At 60.6% G+C, this 18,629-nt stretch carries 15 protein-coding genes; 3 read left to right on the forward strand and 12 right to left on the reverse strand.

Going from position 1 to position 18,629, the window contains the following annotated elements; genetic code table 11:
* Positions 1–34: 34 nt before the first annotated feature.
* The 9 genes from QA640_RS10465 to QA640_RS10505 all read right to left on the reverse strand — a co-directional run bounded on the left by QA640_RS10465 (position 35) and on the right by QA640_RS10505 (position 11,050).
* A complete protein-coding gene (locus tag QA640_RS10465) occupies positions 35–2,551 on the reverse strand; it encodes a hypothetical protein (protein ID WP_283040578.1) in 2,517 nt (838 codons plus the stop codon).
* 971 nt (positions 2,552–3,522) lie between these two features.
* Entirely contained in the window at positions 3,523–4,029 is a 507-nt protein-coding gene (locus tag QA640_RS10470; protein WP_158670665.1) for a hypothetical protein, read from the reverse strand.
* Positions 3,956–4,513, reverse strand: a complete 558-nt coding sequence (locus QA640_RS10475; RefSeq protein ID WP_283040579.1) for a hypothetical protein — start codon at positions 4,511–4,513, stop codon at positions 3,956–3,958. The genes QA640_RS10470 and QA640_RS10475 overlap by 74 nt, the downstream gene beginning before the upstream one ends.
* A 323-nt stretch (positions 4,514–4,836) precedes the next feature.
* Positions 4,837–5,445, reverse strand: coding sequence for a hypothetical protein (locus QA640_RS10480; protein ID WP_283040580.1), 609 nt, complete (start codon positions 5,443–5,445; stop codon positions 4,837–4,839).
* Between the two features lie 779 nt (positions 5,446–6,224).
* Positions 6,225–8,324 carry an AAA family ATPase gene (locus QA640_RS10485; protein ID WP_283040581.1) on the reverse strand — a complete coding sequence of 700 codons (2,100 nt, stop codon included), beginning with the start codon at positions 8,322–8,324 and terminating at the stop codon, positions 6,225–6,227.
* Between the two features lie 424 nt (positions 8,325–8,748).
* Positions 8,749–9,276, reverse strand: coding sequence for a hypothetical protein (locus tag QA640_RS10490; RefSeq protein WP_283040582.1), 528 nt, complete (start codon positions 9,274–9,276; stop codon positions 8,749–8,751).
* A 1-nt stretch (position 9,277) separates the two neighbouring features.
* Positions 9,278–9,808: a hypothetical protein gene (locus QA640_RS10495; protein ID WP_283040583.1), complete on the reverse strand. Its 531-nt coding sequence runs from the start codon at positions 9,806–9,808 to the stop codon at positions 9,278–9,280.
* Between the two features lies 1 nt (position 9,809).
* The gene (locus tag QA640_RS10500) at positions 9,810–10,133 is read right to left on the reverse strand and encodes a hypothetical protein (RefSeq protein WP_283040584.1); all 324 of its coding nucleotides are present in this window, start codon (positions 10,131–10,133) and stop codon (positions 9,810–9,812) included.
* 326 nt (positions 10,134–10,459) lie between these two features.
* Positions 10,460–11,050, reverse strand: a complete 591-nt coding sequence (locus tag QA640_RS10505) for a hypothetical protein (RefSeq protein WP_283040585.1) — start codon at positions 11,048–11,050, stop codon at positions 10,460–10,462.
* 784 nt (positions 11,051–11,834) lie between these two features.
* Here QA640_RS10505 and QA640_RS10510 point away from each other — a divergent pair.
* Positions 11,835–12,068 (forward strand): hypothetical protein, encoded by a 234-nt coding sequence (locus QA640_RS10510; protein WP_141937296.1) that lies wholly within the window; start codon positions 11,835–11,837, stop codon positions 12,066–12,068.
* 55 nt (positions 12,069–12,123) lie between these two features.
* Here QA640_RS10510 and QA640_RS10515 read toward each other — a convergent pair whose 3' ends face one another.
* Positions 12,124–12,366, reverse strand: a complete 243-nt coding sequence (locus QA640_RS10515; RefSeq protein WP_158670679.1) for a helix-turn-helix transcriptional regulator — start codon at positions 12,364–12,366, stop codon at positions 12,124–12,126.
* 438 nt (positions 12,367–12,804) lie between these two features.
* Between QA640_RS10515 and QA640_RS10520 the strand changes: the two genes are divergently transcribed.
* Positions 12,805–12,984, forward strand: a complete 180-nt coding sequence (locus QA640_RS10520) for a hypothetical protein (RefSeq protein ID WP_158670673.1) — start codon at positions 12,805–12,807, stop codon at positions 12,982–12,984.
* A 257-nt stretch (positions 12,985–13,241) separates the two neighbouring features.
* Here the strand turns inward: QA640_RS10520 and QA640_RS10525 are convergent, their stop codons facing one another.
* On the reverse strand, positions 13,242–14,942 hold the full coding sequence (locus QA640_RS10525; RefSeq protein WP_283040586.1) for a hypothetical protein: 1,701 nt from the start codon (positions 14,940–14,942) through the stop codon (positions 13,242–13,244).
* A 472-nt stretch (positions 14,943–15,414) separates the two neighbouring features.
* Positions 15,415–16,359 (reverse strand): helix-turn-helix domain-containing protein, encoded by a 945-nt coding sequence (locus tag QA640_RS10530; RefSeq protein WP_283040587.1) that lies wholly within the window; start codon positions 16,357–16,359, stop codon positions 15,415–15,417.
* A 278-nt stretch (positions 16,360–16,637) separates the two neighbouring features.
* On the opposite strand from QA640_RS10530, the gene QA640_RS10535 reads away from it, so the two are divergent.
* Positions 16,638–17,891 (forward strand): acyl-CoA dehydrogenase family protein, encoded by a 1,254-nt coding sequence (locus QA640_RS10535; protein WP_283040588.1) that lies wholly within the window; start codon positions 16,638–16,640, stop codon positions 17,889–17,891.
* Positions 17,892–18,629 lie beyond the last annotated feature (738 nt).

Genomic DNA, 18,629 nt, shown 5'->3' on the forward strand with positions numbered 1-18,629 from the left:
GGGAGCGCCAAGCGGGCGCTCCCCTGCTGCTGGTTCAGCTCCGTGCGCGGGGTGTTCCCGGCGGGCGATTGCGAGGCCTTTGAGACTTGAGTTGACCGGACGGGGCGTCTGAGAGCAACTCTTCGAGAAGAGGTTGCGACAGCGGTGCTAAGGAGGGGCTGCTGATGTAGGGAAGAACAGCTTCTTTCGACCATTCAAAGGCTTCGGTACGCATGGTGTCTTCAACGATTTTGCCTCGCGCTTTGGAATTCAGGAAATACTTTTGATAGTGCCTTTTGGTGATTTGCTCGCTGTCGTGGATAGCGACTGCGGCTGCAGCTAAACTACCTGTCGCTTTGAACACGGCGCTGGCGATTATATGGCGCATCGCCTGCGACCCAAACGGCTTTATCCCTGGCAATCCGGTGCGGCGGCCACGATTTTCTGCAATGTGGTCACGGGTGAGATCGCGGAACCGACCTGCGAAGGTGCCCGGCGTGACGTGACCATCATTTTCACGTGTCACATAGAACGCGGGGCTTTCCACGCCCGACAAAATTCGGTCGCGAGCAACAGTCACGTAGGTGTTGAGATCCTCATACAGGCCCCATTGGTCTTCGAGGCGTACGGTATAGAAGCCGTTGATCACCAGATCCTGAAACGCTTTGCTCTTCTCGTTCTTGAACACTTCGGCCGGTATCTGCAGCCACCAGCATCCCTCCTCTTGGAGCACCATTTCTCGGCGTTCCCGATGGTAGGTGAGCGCGCAGAATGTCTGGCGGCGCAGGGGAACCTGAGCATGGATTTTTAGCATCACCGACTCGCGAATGGCCGTGCACCAGTGGTATGCGCCAACCTTTAGTCCCGCGATCTTGTTGCGGAGTTGCAGGGCACCGTATTCGATTGCCATCAGCGGTTTTGAAAGACGAAGTATTGGCAGGACGCGGCCGATGCTGTCAGGTTGTGTCGTTTCCCCCTCCGTCTCGGCTATTAGGCAATGGTACTCGTCTGTCGTATCGTCCAACCGTTTGCTCCAATTCCGAGATGCCTCGTCGATCTCCTTCATGGTCAAGATTGGCCTGACATCGTCTCTTTCGCCCCGTCCGCACGCGAGTTGATCGACGTTGCGCGGCAAATCAATTGGTTGGATTTTCGAAAGCAGGTCCCGGCGGGGACGAAGCCAACCAGCTTTCGGATTGGAATTAGCGAGTTCTTTGGGCCGTTTATCCACTATCGGACCGCGGGTGAGGCTTGCCGCAAAGATATACCAGTCCCGGTTCGATTGCGCCCATCGCCGCTCCATGCCGACGCATTCCTTTCGGTCGATCAAGAAGACGTCGTATTCGTGGAGCACTTGGTCAAATGCCAGATAGGCGATCGATAGGTTTTCCAAAGCTACTCCCAGGTGATAGTGCAGCCATCCCAAGAACAGGCAAAATCGCTGATAGTAGATGTGCTTGGAGTCCTCGTCCCATCCTTTCAGGCGTGATGGCACGTTGTCCCGAACCATGACAACGGTGCGCTTCTCAACGAGATCGTCGAATTCCTGTTGTACATGGGCGGGGAGGGTGTCGAGCCCATACTGCATGTCGGGGGCGCGCAGCTTCGCGCGTCTGAAGTCGTCAGTGTCGCGATCCTCATGGTAGATGCGGAGCGTATCAGCCATCAGCTTTTGTCGTTCGCTCTCGCCGAGCGCTGCGACGTCCAGCTTTTTGTCGATTAGGCGTCTGAATTGCTTCTGCTGCTCGAGCGGCATCGCCCGGACTTCTGCGGGCAAATGATGCCGTTTTACATTCGATCGTCCACTCCGATTGGACCGACGCACCTCTGAAAGATAGTTGTCGCGAACCCCGAGGGCCTTTTCAATTTTTGCGATTTCTCCGACGAAACGTTCCGTCGGAACTTTAACTCCCGCCCCCCAATGTACTACAGTTTGAGAGCGGACGTTCGTGAATTTGGATACCGCTGTCAGAGACAACCCAACCAATGCGGATTCCAGCTTCAATCGTCCATGAAATGTCTGCAGTTGCAGCTCGCCGCGTGTTGCTCGCAGCAGGATGTCCGAAATGTGCGCCAATAGCGCGCGTTCTTTTTTGCCGTAGCTGCGCCGGCCAAGTGCCGCGGAAATCGCTGTGATGCTGCCCTCATGCAAGCCGTTGGGGCATCTCCGCGCTATCGAACGCAGAAGCGTGTCAATCATTTTGCATTTTTGCCGGCGTACGACCCGATTCGACTCGCATTCGTCCCGGACACAGGCGACGGCAATGTTGATCGCCTCCTCTAAGGTATAATCCGGTCGGTCTCTTGGCTTGAGACGGACGCTGATTTGAAGACCTCCGTTGGCTGCAGCTTTGATCAGATTGCGGCATCTGGAGTGGTTGCGGTTCAGCGATGGAAGCTTGACGCCCGATTCTTGGGCCACCATTGGGTAGGAGATTTGACGAGGGCGGGAAGGATCGGCGGGGAGCCCTCGGCCGTCGCTCTGGATGGTGGCGAGATACTTCTTTATCTTCGCGATATTTTCCTGGTGCGCTTTCGTCTTATCACCACCTTGGCAAGCTGATCTGCGCATTCGAAATTCCTCCACGTGGGCTTTGCTGTTGACCTGATTGTTTCCCAAGGGTCGTGATCTTTGGTGAGCGCACAAGCTCGCTAGCGCCACGGCCCATGCCTTGAGCGACGCAACGTTGAGGGTCTTATCCGCACGATTTGCTTATGATCAGGGGCCGTGTACGTTTGGCTGCGGCGCTGGCGGCGGTCGCGTGTTCCCGGGTTGAGGAAAAACGGCCGCAATGGAATGAGCAAGGAGCCGACACCAAGCAAATGCAACGCAATGAATCGGGTAATCTTCTGGGGGACGGATCCCATCCGGCCTCGATCGCATAACGTAGGACATCGATCAGCTCCCGAAGACAGGGATGCGTGTCGTTCGCTCACACGCGTCTTGCTTCATCCCGCATCTCGCGCTGACGAGTCAACGCGGCTTTCTCGCATCGCATCATCTCCAGCACTGCCGGTGCGCCGTCTCATCTTCTTCGTGAATCGTGACGACGCCGTGCGAACAGCACTCCGCGGCAATCTTGAGATTGCTTGCGCCAATGGGACGCTATGGCTCCGGTACAGCCGGCGCCTTCGCTAGCCTCAGCAGTCCATTCAACTTTCATTGCGACTGATCCGGCCTGCGCGTAATCCTTGCCGGCAGCGGATCGCTCTTCATCCCTCGAGCTCATCTTCTGCGAGCAGGAATCCTTTCCATGTGGACTCGCCAAGAAGCCGGTCGAATCCTTTAGTCCCCGGTCCACCGAGCAAGGATTGAGTTTTGGAGTGGCGCGGACGCGCCGGCGACGTACCAAAACACGTTCTGTGATCAACGGGGTGGGCTCGCTTCCAATACTCGATCCCACCTTCAGGTTGTACCGTCGAGAGTGCCGGATTCACGACTCCTTCAGCCACCCGCGGCCGGAGCAGCCGGCCTGCGCCGGCTCTCCCCCTGCCACACCGGACCGTGCCATGCCAGGCCGGGCCACACCCCACCACGAACGGTCAGTCGAGACACTCGACGCGAAATCTTCCGAACTTGGGGCGCCAGTCGCCAAGTCCACGCGCAAAGCCGCTGGCCGCAAAAATGTCCGCGATCAACGGCGGGCTGAGCAGGCTCGGCAGAAAGGACGCTCGGAAATCGACGTTCCAGGTGTCGAACCGCGGGCGCGTCCGCATCGTGCGCGCCGTGCCGACGCGTACCGGGACGCGCAGCCGGAAGCGTTCCTGCTTCCACAATTCGTCTATGTCCTGCGGGCCGTCGTAGAACAGCCGAGCCGGGCCGTCGACCTCGATACCCGCTGCTGCCTGTTTGCCCCGACGCTGCATCTTCGCGCCCGCGATGAAGGCGGCTTCGATCGCTTCCGCGGGAATGCACGGCGCCCCGTTCGCGAGCCAAAGGCCGCCGAACCATTCGATGCGCGCGATCTCGCGATGGTCAGAGGCGGTTTTCAGCCGCTTTCCCGTAATCCTCGCGAGCTCGAGCGAGATCGGATCCAGCGGGTCGCACAAGCGGCCGGCATGCATCAAAAGCGGTCGGACGCCGATCAAGCGCAACGAAACGAAGTCGCTCACCATTGGCCTCTCCATGAAACGGATCCGAGATTTCGGGTTGATCGACGAGCAGGCGCGGGACGTTCGCGCGCCTAGGAATGCGCGATCCGTACTGCCGTCCGCGCAGAATCAGCGTGAAGTCGAAATGACAATCGGCGCAGAGCGTCGTTAAATCCTCCGCAAGCTCGTGTTGGAAGCGCTCGTAGGTGCGGTGGTGCACCTGCAGTTCCGCCTCTTGCGCGCTTGCGTTGCAGATGCGGCAACGCATGCCGGAGGCTTTGAGCTCCGCCAGGCGCGCCGGATTGTTGCGCCAGGCGCTGCTCGCGATGTAGCGCTGATAGCGATCGCGACGGGCCAATGTGTCGTGGCATTCCGGATCAACATCAGTCATTTCGGCTCCCGAAGAAATACCTGCTTGGCCGCATGCTGCACGCGACTTCATGCGCGGATGCCTAATGGATTGCATCGAGCCACACACTCAATTTCGATCCGTCCACGATCGGAGAAGTCTCGCGTCGACACAGTCTCTTCGATCGAAGTGTCCGGTCGCGGCTTGAGCTTGCGTCCGTAAGCGCGCGGGGGCGGGAGCTCAATGCATCTGGTTCGGCGCGGCCGCCGTCCGCGCGCCCGTCCTGCATTTTTTCGATCATAAAACCGTGCTCCGTCATTCACGCCGTCTCACCGCATGCGGGGTGTCGCGCGGCCAAAAACGATCCGAGGCTCAAGGGTCTGCCATCAGCGAGCGCGGTGACGGATCAAAAATCCTCACGCATCGACACCTTCGATCAGTTCGTCCAGGCGGTCCTGTTCTTCGTCAGAAAGCAGGTGCACGGGATTGCCCTCCCGGGCCTGCCACGATGCGTACGTCCCCATGCGTCCGTCCGGCGATAGCGCCGCGTCGAGATACTTGATGCCGTAATTGCGCTTGAAAGCTGTCAGTTTCCAACCCTCGATCACAAATTGGCCATAGCAGTGGAAGACCTCTGCCCATGGGTACTCTAGCTCGATATGACTCTCTCCGGCTATCGCGCGGCGCAACAGTTGCATCGCTTCATGAACACCGACCTCGTCCGCTCCAAGCGCGGCGATTTCGTGCTGCGGAGGAGGATGCCGGAGCGCTTCCGCGTGAATCGCGAGCATGCGCGTGGTCGCTTCCTCGCGCTTAATCTTGCCGGCATTGCTGGCGTGGAGAACCTCGATCGCTCGATCGAAGGCGGCTTCGAATGCGTCTGGGTCAATCAGCCGACGGTGCGCATCACGGTAGAGCTTGCCAACGACGTCGCTAGGCCAGGTTGGCCGCTCAGATGGTGCCGGCGCCGGCAGCCGCCACACGCCGATGATGCGGGACCACACCGAGGTGAGCACCGTCGCCAAGGTGCCGAGAAGGATGCCTCGCCTGGAGAATCTCATCATGCCCTCCGACTTGGGCCTCGTTTCTGATCATTGGAACGAATTCTGTCTTGCCGGCGAGCTATCAGGCTCCCGATCGTACGCGGCCGCGCCACATTCGTGCCGCACCGGGCTCCCTTGCGCTCGTTCAGTCCAAGCAATCCCGCATCATCGGTCCACCCACGGTGCTTCGCGCTCCAGCAAGCGGCAGGCCTGCCGCAGAGCGGAGCTGACGAGGTCGCGCGATAGCGAGGGGTAGTCGATGCGAACGATCTCAGTTGCCGACTTCTCGGCCAGGTTGGAGAACACGGCGCCGGGCGGCACTCGCGTGCCGCGAAAACGGGAGCGCCGCCCATGACATCGGGCCGGCGCACGACTACAGGTGCCTCCGCCGAGGTGTGGCCTGCGATGGTGTCAATAATCGCGACTCGTGCGAGGAACGCGATGTTTGATTCGCCTGATCTCCTTTCGATGTTGCGTATCCTGTGCATCATTCCCGCTGCGACGAGATGAACCCCGCAGCCAAGGAGGTGGGCAATCCCCGCCTTGGCGCTGAACATCGCCGCGGGACTTCCGTGCAGGACCAGAAGCAGTTCGCCATCGAGCACATGGGCGTCCAGCAATCTCATCGTTTTTCACCTCAGAGCTAGTAATACACAATGCAACAGTGATCCCGGCGCTGGCGCGCGTCCTTGTAGTGCGATGCTCGGGGGCCGAGACAACCCCTGTGTCCAGGCGGCGCACGTGAACTGGCGCCCGTCCGGCTAGGCGGAGCTTTCCGGCTCTCTATTCTCTCGGCGGGCCCTCCTGCGCACGGGATGAGTCTTGAGAAGGTTGTCGATCGCGGTGCGATCCAGATATCCCGTCTCTTCCAATCGCCGCGCCACCGCCTCCACGACTGTCCGGTTCTCGGAGATCAATTCACGGGCGCGGGCCAGGCATCGGTCCAGGCGCTGCTTGATCAGCTCTACCACCGAAGCATCGTGGAGTAGCATCTCGGTGGCGCGATCCGAAAAGTGCGCCACGCCGAGAGCGCCGAAGCCGAAACGAAGTTCGAGATCGATTGCAGCTTCGGTTGCCCGGGCGAAGTCGCTGTCCTCTCCGATTCCGGATCCGGCGGTCGCCCAAGAATCACCAAGGATGATCTCCTCAGCGCCGCGACCGCTTAGGAGGGCCGTGATGTAGTTCTCGATCCCGTCCAGTGTTTGCGAATTGGCCCTGGAGAGCTCGACGCGAGTTGCGCCACCGTGATCCAGGATGGTCAGCGCGCGCGGTTCGAACACCGCCAGGGCAACGCCCACGACGACATGCCCCGCCTCATGAACCGCACACGTTCGCCGCAACGACTTGGGCATTCCTTCGCGGCCGCACCGGACCTCTTGCAGCAGATCGTCGAGCTCAAGGTCCCGCTCGGCGCGGCGAGCCTGCGACTTCGCGCGGCGTACCCACGCCTCGACGTCGGCGCCGGTCTTGCCAGCGGCAGCAAGCGCTGCAGGCATCAGGTCCACGCCCCGCAGCACGTCATGACCGATATGAAAGCGGAAGATGGCCGCGAGCGTCTCGGAATCGGGCAGGTCGATCTCGATCGTACGATCAAGCCGACCGGCGCGCTTCACCGCCGCGTCGATGTGCTCGGGGTGATTGGTTGCGCCGATTACCACGACGCCCGGCCGATCTTCGATACCGGCAAGCAGCTCCAAAAGAAGATTGACGATCTGCGTCCAATATTCCTTGTACTCGCTTGTCAGCGTCGCGCGGTCGGATATTCCGTCCAGTTCGTCGATGAACAAAATGCAGGGGGCGAGCTGGCGCGCCCGCGAGAACGACTCCTTGATCGCGGCCAACGTGCCAGACAAGTAAGGGGAGGCATTCCAGTCAGCGACGGAGGTTGACACGAGGGGTACATTTGCCGACTTCGCCACCGCCCGGGCGAATTGCGTTTTCCCGATACCCGGCGGACCGACCAGAAGCAACCCTTTTTCGATACATTCCCACGGCAGCGCCCCGGAGCGGTATTCGCGAAGGTCGTTCACGAGATTGAGGCCCCATTCCCGGGCTGCGCCGTAGCCGGCGAGCTCATCCAGGGCGGGGCCCCGGTGATCGAAGAACGATTTCGTTGCGACGATCCGTTGCAGTCGTTCGACGCACTCGTCGGCTGTGCGGTCGGAGCGGACCGAAAGTACAAGGTCGGAGATGTCGACGGCTCGAACGAGCTGGTCGTCCAGCGCCGTGCTTGGGGATCTCCCGGTCACCGCTTCGATCACCAGCGCGACGCCGGCGCCGTCGAGCTGACTCAGCGCGAGATGGTGCTCGGCTGCGCGAAGCAAGTCGCGCGGCGAGTGGCGGCGCGGATCGGGCGCCAGGCCGAATACCGGAGCTCGGGCGTGTAAGGCCTGTGCAATCGTGTCGTTCCCACGCTCCGCCTTGTGCTCGTTGGAGGTGCCGTCCCTTGCCAGCAGCAATACCGGACGGATCGGTCCGTGATTGAAGGTTCGCTCGTCGAGTACCTGGGCCTCGGCGCCGAACGCGCAGGTTTTTAGCACTTGGCGAACCAGGGAAACCACTTCGGCGCCGTAAGTTGCAAGTGAGACCACCGGGCAACCTCGCCGCAGTTCGCGAGTCAATCCCTCGACCGGCTCAATCGCGCGCGCCACGAGCACCGCAGCAGCTGCCAGATCGGCTCGAATGGAGGTCCGGCCGACGGATTCAGGTGCGGTGGCCAAATCGTTGATCAGGTGCTCGATCGGGTCGTCCGCGTCGCCGCTGCGCAGCAGCGGTCCGCTGTTGGTGCCAGCTTTGGCAGCCAGCATGTCAAGGTAAGCCCGCGCGAGAAGGTCGCGCCGACCTGGTCTGTACTGCTTCATGGCTTCGCTCCGTTCAAATACATTTGAGACGAATCCAATCCGGCCAATTGCGATACCTATTGTCCGCGGCGGTGCCGGCCACCGTCGGTCACAGCTTGGCTTGCCGATCGACTAGACCCGCAGACGCACGTCAGTCCTCCAGCCCGCGGTGCTCGTACACGAAAGTGGTGTTGTTTCCCCCAAGAGGCGGCAGTGAAATCTGACCGTACTGGTCCGCCGCTTTCTTCGACGGCGAGGAGCTCTTGTTACCGTTCTCTGACTAGAGATCCGCAATGTTGCGCTATGGATCGCCCTTAGGTACCTCATCTCGCGAGTGATGAACTGCACATCGATCGAGTCGCAGATGCGTAGCGATCCGGGGCGTAGACCACTGGCAGGTGCGGCACCGAAAGCGTGCCATTGCTACTCCTTATCTATCCTCTTGCTACCGGTCCTCCGGCGGCCCAATGAAGCTGTCGGTGACGCGGTCGTAGCGGCGCAGTATGCAAACGGGCGGCTCGGTCGGTCCGACCACACGTACAATGTGGAGGCGCTCATTGGCGCCGGTTGCCAATATCGGCCGGCCCTCGGCGTGCTTCTCGCAACGGACCAACAAGTTGTCGTAAGCGTGATGCTTAGCGCCTTCCGCGCCGCAGAGCTCGCACGTGCAGCTGCTGCGTGCCTGAGCGAGTGCGAGGGCCTCTTCGATGCGGGCCCTGGTCTCCTCCGAGACCCTGCCTTCCCAGCCGACACGCAGGATCCCGAACTTTTGCTTGATGCGGACAAACTCGAAGGTCTCGTTCTCCCGAAGGGCCTCTTCAATGCGGCCGCACAGCCGCTCCAGCACGTCCCGCCAGCCTTCGCTGCACAGCGGATAGCCGAAAGTATCCTTTGGCTCGTCCTGCATGAAGTCGAATAGCCTAGGGTGAGCCCCCATGAATTCGATCCGCCAGTCCTGAGCGATCTGCGTCATCTCACTCCTCCTCATCTTGCGCCGGGTCGACGAAGCGGTCGTTCTCACGGTCGTAACGACGGGACTCATAGCCAGAACCATCGCGCCTCAGCATGCGAATGATGTGCATCTTCTTATCCTCGCGCTCTTCCGCGACCGGCATGCCTCTGGCGTGAGCGACACAGCGCGTCATGCAGACGCCATCGACAAGATAGAGCCGCCCCAGTTCCCCACAGAGCTCGCAAGTGCATGCGCTGCGTGCTTCAGCGAGTGCGATAGCCTCGTGAATTCTGCATATGGTCGCGGGCATCACCTGGCCGCGCCAGGATACTCTTAGGCGGCCGACTGCTTCCCTGATTCGATAGAGGTGGATCCGCTCGTCGTCTCCGAGCGCCGCCTCGAGCCTGACGCACAAGCGCTGAATCAGATCGCGCCAGCCGCCCTCGCAGCGAGGATACCCGAGTGCAGCCCCGGGATTCCCAGCCGGTGGACAGAATAGGCCGCGGTGCGCCTCGATGAGCTCGATCTGCCAGTCCTTGAAGAAGCCCGCCATCTCACTCCTCCTCGATTCCAAGCGAGGCGGGGTCGACGTCGATAAAGACGTCGTTCTCGCGATCGTAGCGACGGCAGCGCACCACGCGCCGGCGCCAACGTACCGTTTCTCGATGAGGACGTTCTCGAAGCCGGCGGATCTCTTCGGGGCGGCGCCCCTCGGCGTGCGCGGTGCAGCGCGTCGTCAGCCAGCCTGGGCCGTACAGCCGGCCGGGCTCGCCGCAGACCTCGCAGGAGCAGGCGCTGCGGGCTTCCGCCAGGTCGATGGCTTCCTCGACCTTGGCGTCGGCGTCCGGAGACAGGGCGCCATGCCAATAGAATCGCAACGTGCCGAACTTTTCCTTGATTTGCGTGGCTTGAAAACGCCCCGCCCTCGGCCTGGACCGCCGTCCGGATCCGGCCGCAGCACCGCTCCAGGAGGTCGCGCCAGCCGTTGCCGACCTCGGGCCAGCCCTGCGCCAAGGGCGGATCGCCGACCGGGTGGAAGTTATCGGGATAAGCGTCAACCAGCTTGGCCCGCCAATCGTTGGAATTGACCATCGAAGTGTCTCGTGACGAAAAGAGTTGTGCCTGTCGACGAGCCGGCGAACGACATCGATCCGGTGATCGCAGTGCGGACCCGGCTCTTTCGTGCAGCCGTCGAGGTGTCTCTCTAACGCTCACGCACCACGCTGCGCGGCCCTAAGGGGCCGTCGTGGATCTCGATTTCCACCAGCCCTTCGCACGCCAACGCACACACGGCGGCGAAGATGTCGCAGCACGGGCGGGCGCGCTCCTCGATTTCAAGTATCGTTTGCGGGCCGTCTTCGGCGAGCGCCGCTGCGATCTTCAGTCGATCCCTGATAGATACGTGGAAGCGCGCGTTGGACCAGACTTCTCGCACGTTGGAGTAGATCGGCTCGCGTCGGATGTCCTCGGCATCGCGTTCCAGAAGGCGCAGCCCTTCCGACGTCAGCACCTCGCTGAGTCGCTGGTAGTCGGCTGCGGATCTCCGCGGTCGCCTTTCGCAGACGGCGAGCAGGAAATCTCCGTCAATCCTTTGCAGCACCACGCTCATCAGCGTGGGCGGCGTACCATATGGGTTCGGAGCCTTCCGATACTGAAGCGCGCGTACCTGCGCATCAAGGCTCGCCTCCTGGAGCGCGTCACGGAGCAGGAGGCTTTCAACGGGAATGGCGACCTTGCATTTCGGACCGTTGAAGGTGGTCGCTGCTGCCTTACGAAGGGGGTTGTTGCCATGCATGACACGATGTCCTGAACGCGTTGCGGGCGTAGATGGCGACGTTCCAGACGGTGATGATCGATGAACATGAGCGCCTTCCTTCCATAGGTGAATTGATTTCGGCGGACCGCGCCGGACAAGCGAAGCCGAGTACGAGCGCGGTCTGGTTGCCCAGGACGAGCGCTTTCGATGTGCTGAATGCGAGGCGAACTTGTGAGTGCGTCAGTTCAACAACAGTGCTGTTCTGCCGGGTCGCATGCTGTAGGACCCAAATGTCAAGAGGCCAACTCGGAGGTTTGGTCGATGACACGTTAAAGCGTGTCACAAAATTGCGCCAAAGATATGGCGGTCAGCCACCACAGCGGAAAATCGTGCGAACCGCAATGTTGGGCGACGCCGACGGATCCCTGCGGCGTGGTGGCAGGGGCCGTAGCGTGTGGCGGCGCCACTCGCGCACACCACTCCAGTAGCAACCGTCCTCGTTCTCATAGACGCCGCCCGCGTTCGGCCGACAGTCCGTTCCAATCCCCAAGCTTCAACACGATAATCCGAGGTTTGACTGATCTGGGTCTAGCCAATCCAACACGATTCCGAAAACGGTCTTTCCTCCCGGTTCCACTGGCGCATACGATGACACGCTATAAAGTGTCGACGATCTGACTGATCGACCAGCTAAATTTCGACTATCCTGATGATCGTGTTGAGATCGTGGTGATCCAGCGATCGTGCAGCTCGGATTATCGCGTGGTATTCTCTAAGTTGGTGCAGCCGCCTTCTCCCGCTTTGTGTGATCGAGGATCAAGCTATGCCAAAGCCGGTTCAAATCGACGCCGACCTGTACGCGCGCGCGGCCACTGCGGCATCGCGCGAAGGAAAACACGTCGAGACTTACATAAACGAGCTGCTCCAAATGCAGCTGAGAGATGTGGAGAGAATGCACGAGATTGTTAGGGATCTCGATGAGATCGCTGGAGACGATGCCGAAGAGGCGTGGATTCTCCGCGGAAACTCTACACGGGCAAAAGGCTCAGGCTCGTGAGCCCTCCAACACGACAATCCGGATAGCCCAAATTCCGCGCCAAATGGGCGGTGGCTCAGGAATGCCCGGATCCGACCCGCGGATCGCCGCTGTTCGCCGCAAACAAGCCGGCAAGATCAACGTCCAGCGCGATTGCAATTCTGACAAGGGAGTCCAGCGTTACGTTGGCCTCGCTGAGCTCGATCTGGCTGACCAGTGCCTGGCGGACCCCGGCTCGTTCGGCCAGATCCCGCTGGCTCAAGTTCGATAACTGCCGCCGCTCCTTGACCCTGCGGGCCAGCGTTGCCCGCAGCTGCAATTGAGCCTCAAGGAAGGATTCAGATGTCGCCAAGCGCTCACTCCCGGAGTCCTTGGTTTGGAAGGCCGCAGTTTGACATGTTAGGCGAGACGGCGCCACATTTCCGAGCGAGCATTTCGCTCGTCCCCCCGACCTCTATAACAGAGTAGACGGACGGCCACAGGTCTCCGAGACATCAACCCAGCTCGGCCCGACGTGCAACAGTCGCTTTTCACTAGGTCAAATGAAGATCGGCGAAATCTTTGGGAATATAGCGTTTCTCGATGAATGGTTCGACTTGAGGAAGTCGAACGAATCCTTGCGGCGGACGATTTTGATTTTTTTTGATCGTTGAAACGGACATCGAAAATTTGCGGAACATCGATGCTGTGCTTGTCCGCAGCGGGAGACCCACTCTAAGTGAGGAACTCAGTCAGCAATTTCGTACGTGAACCGAAGATGTCAAAGCCGAGCCGAAATCTGCCCACCAGCGGTTACGCAATCATGATCGATGGCCTTGTGAAGACTGAGTTCGCGACGAGAGATGGGGTGGAGATCGCGGCGCGGGATCTGAAGCGGCGATTTCCCATGCTGCAAGTCAAAATCTACGATGCGGTCGCTGGGCAGATCGTGGCGTGAGTGCCTCTTGACCGTTCGTCACCGTTTGTACGCGTCCTAGTCCTTTTCCGTTCCGCAGTGAACAAAAGCAGCCGCTGCGGCTCGGTTAAGCGTGCGGACGAGCTGGATGGCGGCATCGTTTACGAGCGCGCGGTGCGCACCGAAGCGTTGGCGGGCATCGCAAAACGCCAATGCCCTCGGCGAATGGCGGAGTGCTGGCCTCGGGTCAGGAGGGCCGCCCGATGTTTCCGACAGCGGCGGTCCGGCACGCGCCAAGCTCACGCGCTGCGAAGCCCCCTCTGGCGTTGCTGCCGTTTGCCGCGGTTTGCCGCCGGTCGCGAACCGTGCTCGCGGCGAGGCTGCGAGCGGCCCCGGTGCTGCTGCGGTCCTGCGACCTGCGGCAGCTTCGGCAGCGGCCAGCCGAGCTTCTCCGGGCTATTCTGGTCGAGTTCGTGCGGCATGGGCAAGGTGCCGCCGGCCTCGACATAGGCGCTCAGCACGGCGTCGCTCCACAATTTCATCGCCTCGATCTTCAACGGCATCTCTTGGCTCGTAAGGTAAAACTCCCGCGTAACCTCCGACATCTCGTCGTCCGGATCGTTTCTGTCGTGCGGCAGGACGTGGCCGAGCAGGGCCGATACGGCCGCTCCAGACACCTTGTCGGGATGCTCCTTCAGGAAATCCGTGCCTACGGTCCTCACGAGGTGTGGCCAGAAGCGCGGCAGATCCCGCAAATAGTTTTCCGTGTACTCTCCTTTGCTGTTCTTCTTCCTGCCGCCCATGGCGCGCAAATGCGCATTCAGGCTGCTTGGATAGAGTCCGGGATCGGGATTTTGGGGGTGATTGCGGCGGCTCCTTCTTCGGGAGGAGGCGAACATCCAATCGCTCCTGCTGCGCAGGCCGCGCTTCTTGCCGATGAGCGCTTCAAAATCTCGCTCGCAACAACGCACGATGTGGAGCAGGAAGGGCGGAATCGGGAGCATGAAGCGCCGCTTGTTCTTGACGCCCTCGGCGGGCCATTCCGCCGTGCCCCAGGGTTGGGACGCCGTGGAATACGGGTTCAGAGGATCGACATATTGCAGCTTGCTCCGCCGGAGCTGCGTGCAGGTGTATTTCCGGTTCAGCGTGAACACCAGCCACCACAGGCTGGCCCGCACCGCAGGTGAGACCTTCCGGTTTCCGCTGCGACCGGCGCAGTAGCGTTCGTGAATCACCAGCAGCTTGCCCAGCGCGTCGACCTTGAACGCCTGCCTGGCCTCGTTGAACTCGCGGTCGCGCTCCTCCATCTCCTCGATTTCATCGGCCGTCGGTTGCGGCGGCTTGATCTCCTCCCACCAGGGCACGACGCCAGCGAGTCCGCTCTCGATGGTGCGTTCGGAACGGGCCCAGGTCAGCGCGGCCCGCACCCAGGCGAGCGTCTTGCAGCAGGCGCCGTGCCCTCGCTCGCGGTGGACGGCATCGAGCAGCTCGATCAGGTCGACGTCGGTCAGATTGGAGAGCCTCTTGGCCCGCCAGGGGGCGAACTGGGGCTTGTCGAAGCAACCCGCGATGTCGCTCAACGTGCTTGGCGCCGGCAGTTTGACGCGCTTGCCCTTCTTGCGCTTGACGCGTCGCGAGGCCTGGAATTCGCGGTCGAGGTCGGCCCCGCTCCACCCCTTTGTGTGCGGTCGGCGGCCCGACCGCATCGCATAGTAGCGCGCGCCGGCGATGTCCCGCGCCTTCCTCACAGTGAGATAACTGTCGTCGCCGCGCTCGCGTTTGGCGTTGCCGATCCGCTTCATCTGGCCGTTGGCCCGGACGAACCAGCCGACGCGGGGCCCGCGTTGGCGCAGGACCAGGAATCGTTTCTCCGTGTCGCAGTAGTCATAGAACTCATTCGAGTCCTTGGCGCCTGCCGCACGGGCGAGCGCTTCGGTGACCACCTCGTCGGTGATCAGAACTCGCTTCGACTTCTCAGCTGGTCTGGGTGAGCGTGACATGGCCACCTCCGTGACCCCTGCCGTAGCAATATCGTAGCATAGAGCGGCGGGGAGGGGGCGGAAAATCACCCTTGCAAGTGCCTGACGGGGTGGCGCTTTCCGGGCTTTTCGGGCCGGATCGGCACAAAAGACCCGCCGCAAGGACTCATCAAGGACTCAAACCGTTAGAGCACGGGAATCATAATCCTGGGGTCGGGGGTTCGAGTCCCTCCCCCGCTACCATATTCCCGATTTTTGTACGCAGACTACGATTCTGTTCGAGTGCGCGCGCTAGTTGGCCTGTCGGTTTCGGAGCGGGCACCGGCGTGGTTGTGTCTGCAGCGCGGCGAGATTTCCAGCGCTTAGGCGAAGACTTGTAAGGTTTTTCGTGCAACTCCCGGTGCCCGTTCGCCGAGACGAACGCCCAGTTTCGTCGGTCAATGTCACCTCGACCGCCTCCGTGCGTCAAAACTGCTCGCCGCCGCCATGAGGACTATGGCTTCGGCGAGTCCGCGTATTCTCGGGGGGAAACGCCGAAGCGCTTTCGGAACGCATGATTGAAATGAGAAATATCGCTGAACCCCCAGGAGAGGGCGATGAGGTTGATTGGCCGCCGAGACCCGCGCGACAATTCGGCGGCGCACTGCTCAAGCCGACGGCTTCGCACCAGCTCTCCGAACGTCATTTCGCAAGACTCAAAGAGCCGGTGCAAATATCGTCGCGATATTCCAAATCTGCGGCAGACCACTTCCACAGACAGGGCCGGGTCGGCAAGGTTCATGTCGATGAACCTAACGATCGACGTTAGCAGCGCATTTTGAACGGCGCCCTCAGCTCTTTCCACCGCGTCAGCGCTTCCGCCGAGCGACAAGGCGACCAACTCGGTCATCATGCGCGCAACGGAAGGTCTGGCCGAAGTCGGGATGTTGCCGGGTAGCCTGACGATCGATTGCAGGAAATCGACGGCGAGCATGCCCAACGGGGTATCCCGGGACACCCGTACCGCCGTCTGCTGCGGGGAGTCCTTCAATAGTGGTTCAAGTTGTCTTTTTGGGATTCTGAAGGAATAGATTTCGAGGCCGGATCGATAATCAAGATCGTATGGCTCGGTTGAATCGACAATGTAGAACTCGTTTGGTCGGATCAGAGTCTCGCGCCCCCGTTGTTGGGCGAGAACATCGCCTTTGATTTGCATATTGACGAAATAGTACTCAAGCGGCGACTTCCTGATCTCCGCTGCACCTCTGATGACGCGGTGCTCTTCGGTGAGTAGGGTGGTCACGTTGATATCGGACAACAAATTGGCGGTGACATCACCCCTGAAGCCGCCACCCGACTTACGAGATGGGTTGAGGGTGATGAAGGCCTCGCAGAGTACCTCGCGCCAATAACCGAATTGCTGATGGTGCGGAAGGTCCTGGGTTGTCCAGAACGGCATGAAACTCTCCGTGACTGGCGACAGAAACGTCCTTGGCAAGGGTCTGTCCCTTGATTGCCTTGGTCAAGTCTAAAGATGTCGGCCCGATGCCGATTATTTGGGCCGGCCATCAATCCCCATAAGGCCCTTCATGGATTGGTGCAGATACACCGACTATGGACCTACCGGGAAGAATGGCGCCCGAAAATGCACTCCAGACCAATTTTTTTGTCACTCCCGCCCAAGAAGGCGTGCTGCTGCCGATGCCAGAATGAGATCGGCAAGCGGGAGGATCAGCTATGGGTATCGATTTCAGGCTCAGCGAAGACCAGATTGCACTCCGAGACGGTGCACGCGCATTCGCAAGGGAAGTTCTCAAGGACGTACGATCGACGATCCGCAAATATGCCAAGCCCGATGAACGCTTCTATGCCATCAGGCCGTTCCACAAGATGGGCGTCGACGCCGGTTTCGTGAAGGGATTGTTTCCCAAGGAGGTCGGCGGCACCGACGTTTCGACACTCGATTTCGCGCTTGCGGCTGAAGAGTTGTGCGTCGTTGACGTCAACGTTCCCAGTGCGATGCTCGGAACCGGCCTTTGCGTCAAGCCCGTCATCATGTTCGGGACCGAGGAGCAGAAGCAGCGCCTGCTTCCCGATTTCATCCGGGACGGATCCCTGCTCGGCGCACTCGCCTTCACCGAGGTGACGGGTGGCGCGAATTTCGATGCCCCGGATCCGCGCTTCGGCGTGAAGACCTTCGCCATCCGCGAAGGCGATGAGTGGGTGATCAACGGTGAAAAGCACTACACCACCAACGGCACCGGCTGGGACGGCAAGAATTGCCATCTCTACGCAGTGGTCTGCCGGACGGATCCGAGCAAGGGCGCACAGGACTCCCTCGCCGTGATCATGGTTCCGGGAAGCGCGCCCGGAGTCAAGGTGACGGGGATCCTGGATACGGCTGGGCACCGGGCCACGATCTCGCCGCGAATGAAGTTCGAGAATGTCCGCGTTCCCGCCGGCAATATCATCGGCAAGCCGGGAGACGGGATCGAGATCGTCTCGACCAATTTTGCGTGGACTGCGGCGCTGATCGGGGCCGCCTGTGTCGGGGTCATGCGCGCCGCGTTCGACCATGCGGTCGCGTTCGCGCGGAAGGATGCCCGCTCCGGGCCGCATCCGATCATCGAATATTCCACGGTGGGCTACATGCTGGCCGACATGAAGATGAAGATCGAGGCCTGCCGGTATCTGACCTGGAAAGCCTGCCAGCAATTCGACCTGTCCAAAGGCAGGGAGCACGAACTTGCCGTGATGACAAAAGTGTTCTGCTCGGAAACCTGCGTCGATGTCGTCTATGACGCCATGAGGCTGGTCGGTGTCGACAGCTACACCGACATGCACCCGCTGGCGGAATTGATGAATGATGCGATGTGCTTCCCGCTCTACGATGGCGGCAATATGGGGGCTCGCCGCAGGAATCTACACAATATCATCAAGAGCCCATCCTATAGTTCGCTTGCCGCACCCTATGGCACGTTTGGAGGTTAGGTCGAAACGTGGCTGTCGCAGCGCTTCGGGTGCCGGCGCGGGCGGCGAGGCTCGTCGGGCTCTACGACTAGCCGGCCGAAGGCACGTTCTCGTCCGATTTTCGGCGATATTGTTTGCTCGCCGCCGATATCGGACATTGTGGGCTTCCAAGATCTGCGCGGCGCGCGCAAAACTGACCTGCCCCAGTCCTTTGCGCCGTACATCATACGGAAGATTGAAGAAGATATCGCAAGTGCGACGGGTGTGGGGAAAGGCGCCACCCGGCATGAGGGTTAAGAGGCAGTGCAAAACGAAGCACTACGATCGTGCGACGGATGCCCGTTTCCGGCCGGATTAGCCACAGGTCCGACCGCCAAGTCATTGATTATTCTCAACCTGCAGCTGACTCTTAACGAGCGCGATGTGACGATTGAGGTTTCGGGAAAGCGCTGTTCGCGCCTAGGTCTCGCTCTACGTGTTCACATTGCGGAGAAGCGCTCTCATGGATGCGTCTCGAAGGTTACTTTCGTTGATCTATTCGGCCACCGATAGCCGGGACGGATTGCTTGCCTTGATTTCGGGGCAAGTCCTCCTCACGGGCTTTTCTCGGTCTGGAAATCCATCCTTCCTTCTGATTTCCTCGCCTGGGTCGTGGATAGGTTTAACCTCGGCCCTTGACGGGCGTGCTTATGGCTATGATGCGTTTGCCATAGGAGTCTCGAGCAGGATGAAATTGCGACGACCAAATACGCGTCTGTC

The organism is Bradyrhizobium sp. CB82 (genome assembly GCF_029714405.1).
Classification (GTDB): Bacteria; Pseudomonadota; Alphaproteobacteria; order Rhizobiales; family Xanthobacteraceae; genus Bradyrhizobium.